This is a genomic window from Dietzia sp. IBK-p2-15D (assembly GCF_057773105.1).
On record NZ_JBYMTK010000002.1, the window covers coordinates 189,371 to 202,710 of the forward strand.

A 13,340-nucleotide genomic window follows, 5' to 3' on the forward strand; every position below is an offset into this window, starting at 1 on the left:
CTCGCGCAGGTCATGGAATTGAAGGCAGTGAAGTCAGACCTCGTCGCCAGGATCGCGTCCCCACGCACGCCGTCGGGCGCCGACCCGGTCGACCCCTACCTGCCCGGCGCGGGCAACCACGGATATCGCGTCACGCGCTACGAGCTGGACCTGAGCTACAAGGTGAGCCCCAACAACCTCCGTGGCGAGGCGGTGATCACCGCGACCGCCACCGAGCCGCTGGAGACGATCCGGCTCGACCTCTCCCCGCACCTGACCGTGTCCAAGGTCCTCCTCGACGGCGGCCGCGTCGCCCGCTACACCCGGCCCCGCGGCAAGCTCTCGATCACCCCCGCCGAACCACTCGCCGTGGGATCCGCGTTCACCCTGACCATCCGCTACTCCGGCAACCCGAAGCCGATCCGTGGGCCGTGGGGCGAGGTGGGCTGGGAGGAACTGACCGACGGGGTCCTCGTCGCGGGCCAGCCCAACGGCGCCGCCAGCTGGTTCCCCTGCGACGACCACCCCTCGGCGAAGGCCCCGTTCCGCATCCGGCTCACCACCGACTCGCCGTACCGCGCCGTCGTCACCGGCACGCTGGTCGGCAAGAAGCGCAGTGGCAGCACGACCGCCTGGGACTTCGACCTCCCGCACCCCACCTCGACCTACCTGGTCACCGTCAACCTCGGTCAGTACGACCACCTCGAGGCCACCGACGGGCCGGTGCCGTTCCACGCCTTCGTCCCCGCCGACCTCAAGCGGGGATTCCGGGAGGCCTTCGCCCGGCAACTCGAGATGATCACCGTGTTCTCCGATCTCTTCGGCCCGTACCCGTTCGACAGCTACAAGGTCGTGGTGACCGACGACGAACTCGAGATCCCGCTAGAGGCGATGGGCATGTCGACGTTCGGACGCAACACGTGTGAGGCCGCGGGCCGGCCGGACTCGGACGAGCGACTCATCGCGCACGAGCTGGCCCACCAGTGGTTCGGCAACGCCGTCACCATCGCCGAGTGGAAGCACATCTGGCTGCACGAGGGGTTCGCCTGCTACGCCGAATGGCTCTGGACCGAGTTCTCCGGCGGCGCCGACGCCGGAAGTCACGCCCTGCGCTACTACTCCAAGCTGCAGAACTCCCCGCAGGACCTCCTCCTGTCCGACCCCGGACCCGAGGACATGTTCGACGACCGTGTCTACAAGCGCGGCGCCCTGACCCTGCACGCCCTGCGCCTGACGATCGGCGACGACCGCTTCTTCGATCTCCTCCGCACGTGGGTCGCGACGTACTCCGGCAGGACCGTCACCACCGACGACTTCCTCCACATGGCCGCCGACCACTCCCCCGTCGACCTGCGGCCGCTGTGGAACGCCTGGCTGTTCTCCGAGCCCCTGCCGCCGACCCTCGGTATGCCCGATGACGACACCGGCAGCCACTGAGCCGACACCCACCACCGGCCGGTCGGCCGCGGGCGGGATGCGGGCACTGACGCTGGCGACCCTGTTCGCCGCGGCCTCCGGGTACCTGGTGATGCTCGTCGCCGGCCGCGCACTCGGCCCGGCAGACTATCCGTTGTTCGCCACCTACTGGGGAGCGTTCTTCGCCCTCGGCGGCGTCGCCAACGGGCTGATGCAGGAAGTCACCCGCGCCGTCCGCTCGGCCCGCGGGGGTGGGACCGGCACGGTCGGCGCGCGGCCGCCGCGGTCGGCCGTCCGGTTGCTGCCGGCCGGGCTCACGCTGGGCCTGGTCCTCGCGGCCGCGGTGGCCGTGAGCGCACCGGCCTGGCCCGCGCTGGGCCTGCCCACGTTCTCCGGCGTCGGCGTCGCCATCATGGCGTTCGGCATCCTCGGCTTCACCCTCCAGGCCGCCACCGCGGGCGCCCTGTCGGGAACCGAACGCTGGGGCCTGTACGCGGTCCTGCTCACCGTCGACGCGGCGCTGCGCCTGGCCGTGGCGGGCGTCGCGTGGTGGCTCGGCGACGCCGGTCTCGGATTCGCCGTGGCCACGGTCGCAGGCGCCGTCACGTGGGCGCTGCTCATCGCCCTGTCCCCCGCCACCCGCGACGCGCTGGCCTCCGCCGTCGACGCCGGTCGCCGGCGCTTCTGGCGCAACACCGGGGCAGCCATGCTCGCCTCCGCCGGCACCTCGGCCTTGGTGACCGGGTTCCCGCTGTTCGTCACCGCCACCGTCCGCGCGGACGATCCGGCGCCACTCGTCGGCGCGGTGATCCTCGCCATCACCCTGACCCGCGCGCCGTTGCTCGTGCCGCTCACCAGTTTCCAGAGCGCGATCATCGTCTACTTCGTCCAGCGCCGCGCCCGCGGACCGCGGTCGCTGGCCGCCCCGCTCGGCCTGGTGACGGCGGTGGGGATCGTGGGAGCGGGGGCCGCGTGGCTGGTCGGCCCGTGGCTGATCCGCGTGTTGTTCGGAGGCGACTTCGAACTGCCCGGTGCGGTACTGGCCGCCCTCACCGCCGCGTCCGTGGGCACCGCCGCCCTGATGGTGACGGGCAACGCGGCGCTGGCCTTCGACCGCCACCTGCTCTACAACGCCGGGTGGTGGGTCGCGGTCGTCGCCGCGGCGGCGCTTCTCGTCGCCGTGCCCGGACCACTCGACGTGCGCGCCGCGATCGCGCTCCTCGCCGGCCCCGGCATCGGGGTCGCGGTCCACGTCACCGGCTTGGCCGTGACCGCGCGCCACCCGGAAACCGACGCATGACCGACGTCCGTCTGCTCGCCCGCCGGGGCGGCGAACTCCTCGCCGCCCTCCTGGTCGCGGCCGTGGTCGGTGCCCTCACGTTCACGGGAGTCGACGCGCTGCCGTTCGTCGAACCCAGCTGGCTGCCCGAGACCTTCGGCGCGACCCTCGCCGCGGGGGTCGTCATCCTCGCCGGGTGGCTGTTGCTGCGCAGGGCCACTGGCGGCCGGGCCCTGTGGCTGCTCGGAACCGCCGGGCCGGCCTTCCTGGCCTCCTCCCACCTCGGACTGCTGCTGAACGGCACGCCGCACTACCTGTTCGGCCTCGGCGGCGACCAGCTCAACCGCGTCGCCTACGTCACCCGCTTCGCCGACTCCCCCGCCCTCGCCGACCCCTTCTACGCCGACGCCGCGCCCTTCTACCCGCCACAGTGGTTCTGGGTGGGCGGGCAGCTGTCCCGGATCACGGGCATCGACGGCTGGGAGTTCTACAAGCCGTACGCCATCGTCACCATGGCCATCGCCGGCGCGATCGCGTTCGTGGCCTGGCGATGGCTCGTCCCCGCGCGGCTTGCCGTCGTGTTCGGTCTCGTCACCTCGGTCATCGGCGGGCACACCAACGCCTACGAGCCCTACTCGTGGATCCTCATCTGCCTGCTCCCGCAGGTCGTCGTGGCGACGTTCCTCCTCTGCGCACGGGTGGCCGCCGCAGCCGGATCCCGGACGAGCCGCGGACCCACGTGGCCGCTGGTCGCGACGACCGGCCTGTACCTCGGCTGGGCTGCGCTGGGCTACACCCTCATCGCGGGTGTCGCGGCGCTGCTGGTGGGCCTCGTCGTCGTCATCCATTCCTGGCGATACCGCACCGATCGTGCGGTGGTCCTCGCCCTGCTCGGCCGCCTGGCCGCCATGGCGGCGATCTCCGCGGCGATCGCACTGTTGTTCTGGCACCGATTCCTGCTGGCCGCCCTCGGCGGCGCGGACACCGAACCCTCGGTGGCCAACGACTTCGCGCCCGAGATCGCCTCGCGGTGGCCGCTGCCGATGCTCGAGGTGTCCGCCGTCGGGCTCCTGTGCCTGATCGGCGTGGTGTGGCTGGTCGTCACCGTCTGGCCCGACGGAGCCGGCCGGGCCTCCGAGCGCGCGGCGGCGACGTTGCGAACGCGGATCGGCACCGAGCACGACACGGACCACGTCGCCGACACCGACGCCGACGGCCCTCTCCCCCCGGCCGATCGACGGCTCGTCCTCGCACAGGCCCTGGGCCTCACGGCGGTGACCGTCCTCGGGTGGTACGTGCTCTCGGGGCTGCGGGCGGTCACCGGCAGCACGCTGCTGCCGTTCCGGATGATCCCGATCATCACCCTCGTCCTCGCCCTGGCGGGCGTGGTCGGCGCGCTGACGCTGGCCCGGTGGGCCGTGCGGACCTCTCCCGACCGGTCCCGTGGCCGCGTCACCGCCGCGGCGGTGGTGGTCGCGGGCCTCGCTGCCGTCCAGATGGTGCAGCACGTCTCCGGGGAGGATGCGGAGTTCGCCGCCGAAGCCCGCGGGTTCCCCGCGGTGCCCCGCGACGAGCTGGACGCTGTGGACGACATGACCGGCGACCGGGCACCCTCGGACCTCGTCCTGCTGACCTCGGATCCGACCCTCTACGCCTACCGGCCGTACTTCTCGTTCCAGGCGCCGGCCCAGGCGTACGCCACGCCGGCCGGCCGGTACGAGGAGCGCCTCGACGAGATCCGGAGCTGGGCGGACACCGAGACCCCCGGAGAGCTGACCGCCGCACTTGAGAGGAGCGAGTTCCGCAGCCCCGACGTTCTGGTCCTCACCCGCGAGGGGTCCCGCCGCTGGGTTTTCCCCGCGATCGTCAACCAGATGCCCCGGGTCCAGAACAACGCGCGCGAGGAGATCGTCTTCCGGCCGCGGCAGTTCGACGATCCCGCCCGCTTCGACGTCCGCGAAGTCGGGGAACGGATGGTGATCGTGCGACGCTGAGGCCCCGGCGGGCGCGCCGGGGAGCACGGGCCCACCCGGGCCCCGGCAGCAGAGAGTCGCTATGCCCTCCGCAGCGAGGCCTGCGCCGGGAACGGCACGACGATCTCGCGGCCCACGTCCTCCACCGCGTCGGTGAGCGCGGTGGTCAGCACGATGCGGTCGTCGTAGACGTGGGCGATGCGGACCTCGGTGTCACGCCCGTCGTCGTGGACGACGTACCGGTCCATGAGGAAGCGCAGGCCGACACCGTCGAGCGCGGCCTCCGCCTCGTGCCACTCGTCGACCGGGCTCATCGGCCGGCCCAGCCTGTCGATCGGCACGAGGGCCGGCTCGGCGACCGTCATGTCGATCCAGCCGACCACCTCGCCGTCGTCGCGACGGTGCGGGATCCACGTCTCGGGGATCACGCGCCACGCTCCTCGTCAGAACTTGCGGAACGTGTGCCCGAGCAGCTTCTTGCCGCCCTCGGTCAGCTTGCCGGCCCTGGCCGCGGTCGGGATCAGCGACAGCGCGTTGAGCCGCGAGGTGACGTGCAGGCGCGCGGCCCGCTCGGCGCTCTTCCAGCCGCGGGCGGCGAACGCGTCGGCCTCACCGGCGAAGAAGCGGGCCTCCTCGTCGAACCGCCGACCGTCGAGGGCGCGGACCGACGAGTCCGACGCCGAGTGCCGGCGGTAGAGGAACGCCAGCGTGGGGTCGTAGATCATGTGGCCGCCCCCGGTGATGACGTCGACCAGCAGCGCGAGGTCCTGCACCACGTCCAGACCCTCACGGAACCCGATCCGCTTGACCCACTCGGAGTTCCACGCCAGCGACGGGAAGTAGGTCCAGTTGCCGTGCATGAGCGAGGTCATGAGCTTCTCGCCGTGCAGCACGGTGCGGCCCTGCGCCTTGGGCTGGGTGAACGCCTTCACCGAGTCGGACAGCCCCCGGACGGGCGCGCCGTGCTCGTCGATGACGCTGACCCCCACCTCCATAACGGCGGCGTCCGGCACGGCGGCGAACCCGTCCGCCACGACCTGCAGGTAGTTGGGCAGCATGATGTCGTCGGCGCCCATCACCACGACGACCGGCGCGGTGACCATCCCGAGACACTTGCGGTAGTTGCCGTTCGCGCCGAGGTTGGTCTCGTTCTTCTCGTAGGTCACCCGCTCGTCGCGCGCGGTGATCTCGCCCATGTAGCGGGCCGGCTCCGGATCCGGGTAACCGTCGTCCACCACGACCAACCGGAAATCGCGGTAGCTCTGTGCCAGGACACTGTCCACGGCCTTCTTGAAGTGGTCGACGTCCCCGTAGTAGGGGAGCATCACGTCGATGGCCATCAGGGGAACCGCCGTCCTTCTCGTCACCGGATTGTCCGTCCGGTCGCATAGTATCGACCTCCGATGAGCAGTGACAGTGAGCAGCACCCAGGCGGCGACTCAGCGGGCCGGAACGAGGACGTCCGAAACCACGACGTGTGGCTGATCGTCCCCTGCTTCAACGAGGGCGCCGTGATCGAGGAGGTGCTCCGTTCGGCGCGTGGGACGTTCCCCAACATCGTGGCGGTGGACGACGGGTCGGCGGACAATTCGGCCGCGGCGATCCACCGCGCGGGTGCGCACCTGGTCCGCCATCCGGTGAACCTGGGCCAGGGCGCGGCCATCCAGACCGGTGTGGAGTACGCCCGCGCCCAGCCGGGGGCCCGGTACTTCGTCACCTTCGACGCCGACGGGCAGCACCAGGTCAAGGACGTGCTGGCCATGGTGGAGCGGGTGCGCTCCGAGCCGGTGGACATCGTGGTGGGCACGCGTTTCGGTCGCCCCCGCCGCGACGACGACCAGGTGCCGCTGATCAAGCGCCTCGTGTTGCGGACCGTGGTGCTGCTGAGTCCGCGCAACCGGCGGCTGGGTCTGACCGACGCCCACAACGGTCTGCGCGTGTTCAACCGTCGCGTCGCGGAGGACCTCAACCTGCGGATGAACGGGATGAGCCACGCCAGCGAGTTCGTGGAGCTCATGGACAGTCGCGGCTGGCGGGTGGCCGAGCAGCCGGTCGACATCCTGTACACCGAGTACTCGATGTCCAAGGGCCAGTCGCTGCTCAACGGCATCAACATCCTCTCCGACGGGTTCGTGGGAAAGAGGCTGCCCCGATGATCAAGGTCCTGCTCCTGCTGGCCGGCGCCGCGCTGGTCGTGTTCTTCCTGGCCAACCGCCGCAAGGCGCGCGCGAAGGCCGGGGTGAAGATCGGCTTCGTGCTGTTCGTCGTGTTCATGGTCTACGCCGTGATCCGGCCCGATGACCTCACCGTGGTCGCCAACGCGCTCGGGGTCCAGCGCGGCACCGACCTGGTGCTGTACGCGCTGGTCATGGGCTTCGCGTTCGTGACGGTGTCCACCTATGTGCGTTTCCGCGAGCAGGAACTGCGGTACTCGCGCCTGGCGCGGACGATCGCGTTACAGAACGCAGTGCGGCCCGATGACAAGGTCGACGCGGTGGTCATGAAGCCGGCCCCGGACGACGACGACCCGATGCGGTCCTGACCGCAGCCGTGGACGAGGGCGCGAACGAGGACGTCCGCGGCGAGGCCGCGCGCCTGCGACGCCGCCTCGGGGTGGCGCGCGGACGACTCGACGCGGTCCTCCATGCCGGTGACCAGCCCGGAACGGGCGAGGTGGGTGACGCCGCCGGTGGGGACACCGGCGCGCGCGGGGGTCTCGCCCGGATCGACGACGACGACGAGGTCCGCGCCCTCCTGCGCCCCGCCTCCGATCGGATCGCGCGCCTGCTCGCGCTGACCGACGGTCTCGCGGAGGGCACGCTGTCCGAGGCGGCTGTCCGGGACGCGGCCCGGGCCGTCGCCGACACCCAGCCGTTCCGGCGGCCGCGGTGACCGGCGCACTGCCGGAGACCCCGCCGCCGGTCCGGGTAATCCGGTTACTCGAGCTGGCCGCCGGCCTCGTCTCGGCGCGGGACGCCCTGGCGACCGCGCGCGACGCGCTCCTCACCTCCACGACCCGCTCCCCCGCCCTGGACGCGCTGGCCGACGCCGTCGGCGGCGAGGCCCGCGGCCTGACCGAGATCCTGGCGGGCGTGTACCGGCTGGTCGAGCTCGCCGAGGACTCCTGGGACGACCTCGACGGGCCGGACCCGCTTCCCGAGCCCGGGCGCGCGGCCCTGAGGGCGACGCTGGACCGGGCAGCGGACAACGCGCTGGCCGACCTGGCCAGGCTCGCCGGGGTCGCGGCGGGTGGGCCAGACGTGGCGGGCGGGCCGGACGTCGCGGGCGGGCCGGACGTCGCGGGCGGGCCGGGCGGAACCGGCGGGCTCGACACCGCCGCGACCGTCGCGGCCTGGGACCCGGGCCCGGCCGGACCCGAACCTGCCGACCCGTCCGATGTGTATGCGACGGTCGAGCACATGCCCGTCGCCGACCGGCGACTCCTCGCGCTGGCCGAGACCGAGGCCGTGGGCGGGACGTACGGCGTGCCCTGGCCGGTGCGGGCCCGCGCCAACGCGGTGGCCGTGCGCGCCGCGCTCCACCGCGAACAGCTGGCGGGTACGCCGTGGAGTCCGCGCATCGGGCGTCTGGAGACGATGGCGCGGCGTGATGCTCGTCGTCGTCGTCGTTCCTTCCCGGCGTTCTCACCGCGCCGCGGTGGGCGGATGATCGAGGTGGTGGGCGAGCTCGGCCCGGACATCGAGGCGGTGGCGGTGTACGTGCCCGGCACCGGCACCAACCTGGACATGTCCCACGTCAACACCGACGTCGCGGTGGACCTCGTCGAGTCCGGCGGCGGGCGACTGTCCGTGGTGACGTTTCTCGACGGCGAGTTCCCGCAGGACATCATGGCCGATGCCGGCGATCCCCGGTTCGCCGACGCCATGGCGCCGCGCCTGGTCCGCTTCTGTCGTGAGGTGGACCGGGTCATGGAGATCGAATGCCCCGGTGCGGCACTGACCGTGGTGGGGCACTCGTACGGCGGGCGGATCGTGGGCACCGCCGAACGGCTCGGCCTGCGCGCCGACCGGGTGATCTACGCCGAGTCGCCCGATCTCGGGGTGGGCGTCGCGGGGCCGTCGGACTGGCGCGCCCCCGGACCGGTACGCAGGTACTCCCTCACCGCACCGGGCGACCCCGTGGAACTACTGCAGATCCGGTTCGGCCTACGACAGCGCGGGTCGCACTCCGACCTGGGCGGCGGCGCCGTCCGACTCGACACCGGCTACTTCGCCGACGGCACGCCCGTCTACGGCACGCGCGGTCACGGCGGCGTGTTCGACCGGGACTGCGGGGCGTTCCGGGCGATGCTCGCCGTGATGCTCGGCGGGCAGGTGCCCCTGTGGCGTGAACGGCGGATCCGGGCGCGCCACACCGGCGTGGACCGCGGTCAGGAGGGGCGCGTCCTGCCCGTCCTGCGCCGACATGCCGTGGGCCTGTTGCTCCGTCGCGATCAGGACCCCTACGGCGAGGCGGCCGTGCTCTGGGAGGGGCCCGAGCGACTGACGACGGTTCCACCGGCGACGCGCGCGGCGAGGGAAGAGGTTGGCGTTCCCACGGACGCTGTCTGATACCGGGGCCCATGGCTTCGCTCGACACCCGGTTCACCCCGCCGTCTCTCACCACCGTGGGGATGGGCGCCCTGGGCGTCCTGTCGGTCGGGTTGATCTCCGCCGGCCTCTGGTACGACTCCCACCGCAGCGCCGAGGCCGTCGAGCGGGCCCGCGCGCAGGTCGAATCCGCGCAGACCACCGGGCCCACCGCCGAGCCGATCGCGAGCACCTCCTCGGAGACCAGCACCGAGTCGAGCACCGAGGACCCCACCAGCGAGGAGTCGACCGAGGCGAGCACCGAGGCGCCCGAGGAGACCGAGCCCGCCGACGATCGGGCCGAACAGGCGGTCGCCCCGGTGGCCCCCGTGACCAGTGTGCCGACCGCGGCGCCGGTTCCGCGGGCCGCCGCCGTCCAGCCGGTCCGTCAGGCGCCGGTTGTCCCGGTCGCGCCCGCGGCCCCCGCCCCGGTGGCGCCCGCTGCGCCGGCGGAGGGCGACGGTGTCACCGGTGGCGGAGCCGAGGGCGGCACCGCGGGTGACGCCACGGGTGACGCCACGGGCGGCGCGGACGACGCCGGTCAGGGCGGGGGGGAGCTCGAGGTCACCGCACCCGACGGTGCCCGGCCCGCGCCCGGATTCCCGGACCTGCTCCGCCCGTTCCTGCCCCGGCCCAACTTCGCCCCGCAGCCGGACGCCGTCGGCGCCGCGGCCGTGGGCGCCGACGCGGTCGGAGCCGCCGACGCAGCTGAGGTGGACGGCGATGCGGGTGAGGACGGCACCGCTGACGCTGCCGGCGCGGACGGCGACGCGGGCGCCGACACCGACTAGCGCGTCAGTCGCGGAAGTAGTCGACCGTCCGGGCGACGCCCTCACGGATCGTCACCCGCGGCGTCCAGCCGAGCACCTCGGCGGCGCGCTCGGCGTCGAGGGCCGAACGGGCGACATCCCCCAGGCGGGCGGGGGCGTACTCGGGATCGTCAGCGGCCCCCGCGGCCTCGGCGACCAGGGTGTGCAGCCCACGGTCGGTGGTCTCCACGCCGGTGCCCACGTTGAAGCGCAGCCCCGCCGCGGCCGGGACCTCGGCGGCGCGGACGAAGGCGTCCACCACGTCGTCGACGAACACATAGTCGCGCGTGTTGCCTCCGTCGCCGAACACGCGCGTGGGCTGACCGGCCAGCAGGCGCTGGGAGAAGATCGCCACCACCCCGGCCTCGCCGTGCGGGTCCTGCCGCGGCCCGTACACGTTCGCCGGCGCCACGCCCGCCCACTCGATCCCGTACAGGCGCGAGAACATCTCCAGGTAGATCTCACCGGCCACCTTGCCGGCGGCGTACGGGCTCAGCGGGTCCACCGGTCGGGTCTCCGCGACGGGCAGCTCGGTCACGGGCCCGTAGATGGACCCGCCTGAGGAGGTGAAGACGATCCTGCGCACCCCGACCTTGCGGGCCGCCTCGGCCAGCCGGACGGTGCCGACGACGTTGACCTGGGCGTCGTGGACCGGATCCTCCACCGACAGCCGCACGTCGATCTGCGCGGCCAGGTGGAAGATGACCTCGGGCCGGGCGGCGGCCACCACGTCCTCGATGGCGGGGTCGGTCAGGTCGAGCTCGCGGAACTCGAACCGGTCACCGGTCTCACGGGCCGCCGCGAGGTTCTCGAGCCGACCGCGGGACAGGTTGTCCACCACGGTCACGTCATGGCCCTCACCGAGCAGCCTGTCCACCAGGGTCGACCCGATGAACCCGGCCCCTCCCGTCACCAACGCTCGCATGTGCTGCCCTCCCCTCGTCTGCGACGACACCGCCGCGGCTCCCTCACCTTCAGGCCCGTGCACAGGATACGACCGTGGGACCGGTGGCGAGGTCACTCCGGCCCGTATGTCCCGGTCGCCCGGGTGAGCGGGGACCGCCGCTCGGGCGGGAACGGGGAGTCCTCCACTATCTGCGCCAGTTCGGCGTCGGTGAACGCGCCCCGCACCGCGTAGATCCGCACCTGCGACTCGGCGTACACCTTGGCCAGGCCGGGCGTGCCGTCGAGGCGCAACAGGTGCTCGTTGGGCTTCTGGAACCCCCAGTAGTTGGGCGGGCTCACGTACACGTACGTCACACCGAGATCCGCCAACGCGCGGTCAACTCGCGGGTTCACCCCGGCCTCGTCCATCCGGGAGAACAGATAGGTGGTCAGCGGGGCCGTCGCACCGGGTTGCAGGTAGTGCCGCGAGGTCGAGGGCAACCCGTCAGTGGCGTACATCCAGCCCGAGCCCTCGTCGGGATTGGTGTAGATGAGACCCGAGTAGGCCTGCGGCTGCTCGGACAACCAGCGGAAGGCGCGCAGGTCGTGCTCGTCGACCATGCGGTTCCACCGCTGGTTCACCCCGGCCGCGACCGCGTACTCGGGCGAGGCCTGCACCACCCAGGACCCCACCCCCACCAGGGCGGCCAGCGCCACGGCCACCCGGGCGAGCCGGACGCCGCCACCGTCCGGGTCGGTGAGGGGATCGACGAGCCTGCCCAACCATCCCGCCAGCGCCTGGACGGTCGCCCCGACGCCCACACCCACCGCCGCGGCCACGACCACGGCCAGCACCACCCCGATCCGGCGGGGGTCGTTGTAGTAGATGCTGCCGATCCCGCGGAGCACACCGCCGGTCCAGTTGCCGAACACGCTCATCGAGTTGACGCACACCACCAGCAGCCCGCCCCACAGCAGCAGCGGCCAGAACACCTTGCGGCGCAGCATCACCACCAGGCCCAGCGCGGCCAGGGACAGCAGCACCCACCGCACGCCCCAGTCCTCGACGTGGCGCACCTGCAGTGCTACCGCCTTGCCCCAGGTGGCGGCGCGGTCGGCGTCGATCTGGAACTCGAAGGCCGAGATGTCGTCGGCCTCCTCGGACACCGTGAGCACCTGCGGCAACAGGGTGAGCACCCCGGCCAGCCCGATACCGGCCAACACCACGAAGTCGCGCACGCGACCGCGGACCGGCCGCCACAGCCCGTCGAACAGCCACCAGAACAGCACGAACACGGCCGCGGTGACCATGGCCGACGGATGGACGCCGCCGATACCGACCAGTCCGAGCGCGGCGGCGGGGATGAGCCGCCGATCGGCCAGGGCCGCCACCACGACCGCGGCCCCCAGACCGGCCATACCGTTGGCCACGGCCGACGGGGTGGCGGCCACCATCACCTCGACGAACGGCAGCCCCGGGAACAGCGGGGTGGCCATCGCGGCCACGGCCGCCGAGGTGGCCACCACGGGCCGGGAGAACCGGCGGTGGGTGATCAGCCACGCCAACGCCGCCACGCCCAGCGGGAACACGAGCGCGACGCTGCCGATCTGCACGAGGTTGTACGTCTCGACGGCGCCGATCCCGCGCAGGCCCATGACCAGGGCGGCGATCGAGTGCCACGTGCTCGGGTAGTAGAGCGTCGCGCCGTTCTCCGGGTAACGCAGCTCCCCGGCGAGGTCGGGCGACGCCACGCCGAGGTCATGGATGAAGCGGATGTAGTTGGCGTGCCAGTGGGCGTCCCAGCCCTGGAAGATGTTCGCCGTGCCGCCGGGGGTCGCCGAGAGTTCCGTGAGGATCATCTGGCCGATCAGCCAGGCGCTCGTCAGGATCGCCGCGCCCGGCAGCAGCCACCACCACGAGCGCCGCCCGGGCCGGCCGTCCACCCGGCCGGGGCGCTCGACCCCGGCGGTCCCGCGAACCCTGCGGAGTCGGCCGACCCGACCGGTTCGGCGGCGCCGGCGACGGCGTCGCCCGTCCGCCGGCGTGGCGTCGCGGCCTCGTCGTCGTCGTCGTCGCCACACCCATGTCGCCCCGGTGATCAGCAGCCCCACCACGCCGACCACCGCGGCGGTCGCGGCCGTGGCGACCACGTAGGCGCCGAGCGACCACGGCACCCCGACCCGGCCGTAGACGTAGCCGGCGATCGCGGCGATCCCGAACGAGACCGGGATCGACGTGCCCAGCGCGAGACGCAGGGGCAGTTGCGCGGCGGCGCCCACGATCGCGCCGGGCACCACCAGGAGCGCGGTGAGGGTCATCATGACCAACGCGATGTCGATGACCCGCCTCCGTTCCTAGTCCTATCCGTGCCCGTGTCCCTCTCGGCGTCCGTGGGCCCGCCGTCCGACC

At 72.7% G+C, this 13,340-nt stretch carries 12 protein-coding genes; 8 read left to right on the top strand and 4 right to left on the bottom strand.

Annotated features, from left to right (window positions below):
- Positions 1 to 12: 12 nt before the first annotated feature.
- From AC3DEV_RS03785 to AC3DEV_RS03795, 3 genes are read left to right on the top strand one after another with little or no spacing between them, the layout of a single operon-like run.
- Positions 13 to 1,416, top strand: coding sequence for a M1 family metallopeptidase (locus AC3DEV_RS03785; RefSeq protein ID WP_488371332.1), 1,404 nt, complete (start codon positions 13 to 15; stop codon positions 1,414 to 1,416).
- Positions 1,394 to 2,695, top strand: coding sequence for a polysaccharide biosynthesis protein (locus AC3DEV_RS03790; RefSeq protein ID WP_253003139.1), 1,302 nt, complete (start codon positions 1,394 to 1,396; stop codon positions 2,693 to 2,695). The genes AC3DEV_RS03785 and AC3DEV_RS03790 overlap by 23 nt, the downstream gene beginning before the upstream one ends.
- Positions 2,692 to 4,668 (top strand): arabinofuranosyltransferase, encoded by a 1,977-nt coding sequence (locus AC3DEV_RS03795; RefSeq protein WP_488371333.1) that lies wholly within the window; start codon positions 2,692 to 2,694, stop codon positions 4,666 to 4,668. The genes AC3DEV_RS03790 and AC3DEV_RS03795 overlap by 4 nt, the downstream gene beginning before the upstream one ends.
- Positions 4,669 to 4,727: 59 nt before the next feature.
- Here the strand turns inward: AC3DEV_RS03795 and AC3DEV_RS03800 are convergent, their stop codons facing one another.
- Together AC3DEV_RS03800 and AC3DEV_RS03805 are read right to left on the bottom strand one after the other, a co-directional pair.
- Positions 4,728 to 5,075 (bottom strand): hypothetical protein, encoded by a 348-nt coding sequence (locus tag AC3DEV_RS03800; protein ID WP_185951146.1) that lies wholly within the window; start codon positions 5,073 to 5,075, stop codon positions 4,728 to 4,730.
- A 15-nt stretch (positions 5,076 to 5,090) separates the two neighbouring features.
- Positions 5,091 to 5,987, bottom strand: a complete 897-nt coding sequence (locus AC3DEV_RS03805; RefSeq protein WP_119192901.1) for a glycosyltransferase family 2 protein — start codon at positions 5,985 to 5,987, stop codon at positions 5,091 to 5,093.
- 63 nt (positions 5,988 to 6,050) lie between these two features.
- On the opposite strand from AC3DEV_RS03805, the gene AC3DEV_RS03810 reads away from it, so the two are divergent.
- Genes AC3DEV_RS03810 through AC3DEV_RS03830 form a run of 5 tightly spaced genes read left to right on the top strand, consistent with a single transcriptional unit; the run spans position 6,051 to position 10,027 of the window.
- Positions 6,051 to 6,803, top strand: a complete 753-nt coding sequence (locus AC3DEV_RS03810) for a glycosyltransferase family 2 protein (protein ID WP_488371334.1) — start codon at positions 6,051 to 6,053, stop codon at positions 6,801 to 6,803.
- Positions 6,800 to 7,189, top strand: a complete 390-nt coding sequence (locus AC3DEV_RS03815) for a DUF2304 domain-containing protein (RefSeq protein ID WP_069389183.1) — start codon at positions 6,800 to 6,802, stop codon at positions 7,187 to 7,189. Before AC3DEV_RS03810 ends, AC3DEV_RS03815 begins: the two co-directional genes overlap by 4 nt.
- 8 nt (positions 7,190 to 7,197) lie before the next feature.
- Positions 7,198 to 7,539: a hypothetical protein gene (locus AC3DEV_RS03820; protein WP_488371336.1), complete on the top strand. Its 342-nt coding sequence runs from the start codon at positions 7,198 to 7,200 to the stop codon at positions 7,537 to 7,539.
- A complete protein-coding gene (locus AC3DEV_RS03825) occupies positions 7,536 to 9,218 on the top strand; it encodes an alpha/beta hydrolase (RefSeq protein ID WP_488371337.1) in 1,683 nt (560 codons plus the stop codon). Before AC3DEV_RS03820 ends, AC3DEV_RS03825 begins: the two co-directional genes overlap by 4 nt.
- A gap of 11 nt (positions 9,219 to 9,229) precedes the next feature.
- A complete protein-coding gene (locus tag AC3DEV_RS03830; RefSeq protein WP_488371338.1) occupies positions 9,230 to 10,027 on the top strand; it encodes a hypothetical protein in 798 nt (265 codons plus the stop codon).
- A 4-nt stretch (positions 10,028 to 10,031) separates the two neighbouring features.
- Here the strand turns inward: AC3DEV_RS03830 and AC3DEV_RS03835 are convergent, their stop codons facing one another.
- Together AC3DEV_RS03835 and AC3DEV_RS03840 are read right to left on the bottom strand one after the other, a co-directional pair.
- A complete protein-coding gene (locus tag AC3DEV_RS03835) occupies positions 10,032 to 10,970 on the bottom strand; it encodes an SDR family NAD(P)-dependent oxidoreductase (protein ID WP_488371339.1) in 939 nt (312 codons plus the stop codon).
- 92 nt (positions 10,971 to 11,062) lie between these two features.
- Entirely contained in the window at positions 11,063 to 13,252 is a 2,190-nt protein-coding gene (locus tag AC3DEV_RS03840; protein WP_488371340.1) for a DUF6541 family protein, read from the bottom strand.
- Between the last annotated feature and the right edge of the window lie 88 nt (positions 13,253 to 13,340).

Coding starts and splice junctions, on each gene's coding strand:
- AC3DEV_RS03840 (WP_488371340.1), bottom strand. CDS start 13,252: ATGATGACCCTCACCGCGCTCCTGGTGGTGCCCGGCGCGATCGTGGGC.
- AC3DEV_RS03830 (WP_488371338.1), top strand. CDS start 9,230: ATGGCTTCGCTCGACACCCGGTTCACCCCGCCGTCTCTCACCACCGTG.
- AC3DEV_RS03790 (WP_253003139.1), top strand. CDS start 1,394: ATGACGACACCGGCAGCCACTGAGCCGACACCCACCACCGGCCGGTCG.
- AC3DEV_RS03805 (WP_119192901.1), bottom strand. CDS start 5,987: ATGGCCATCGACGTGATGCTCCCCTACTACGGGGACGTCGACCACTTC.
- AC3DEV_RS03815 (WP_069389183.1), top strand. CDS start 6,800: ATGATCAAGGTCCTGCTCCTGCTGGCCGGCGCCGCGCTGGTCGTGTTC.
- AC3DEV_RS03810 (WP_488371334.1), top strand. CDS start 6,051: ATGAGCAGTGACAGTGAGCAGCACCCAGGCGGCGACTCAGCGGGCCGG.
- AC3DEV_RS03795 (WP_488371333.1), top strand. CDS start 2,692: ATGACCGACGTCCGTCTGCTCGCCCGCCGGGGCGGCGAACTCCTCGCC.
- AC3DEV_RS03785 (WP_488371332.1), top strand. CDS start 13: ATGGAATTGAAGGCAGTGAAGTCAGACCTCGTCGCCAGGATCGCGTCC.
- AC3DEV_RS03835 (WP_488371339.1), bottom strand. CDS start 10,970: ATGCGAGCGTTGGTGACGGGAGGGGCCGGGTTCATCGGGTCGACCCTG.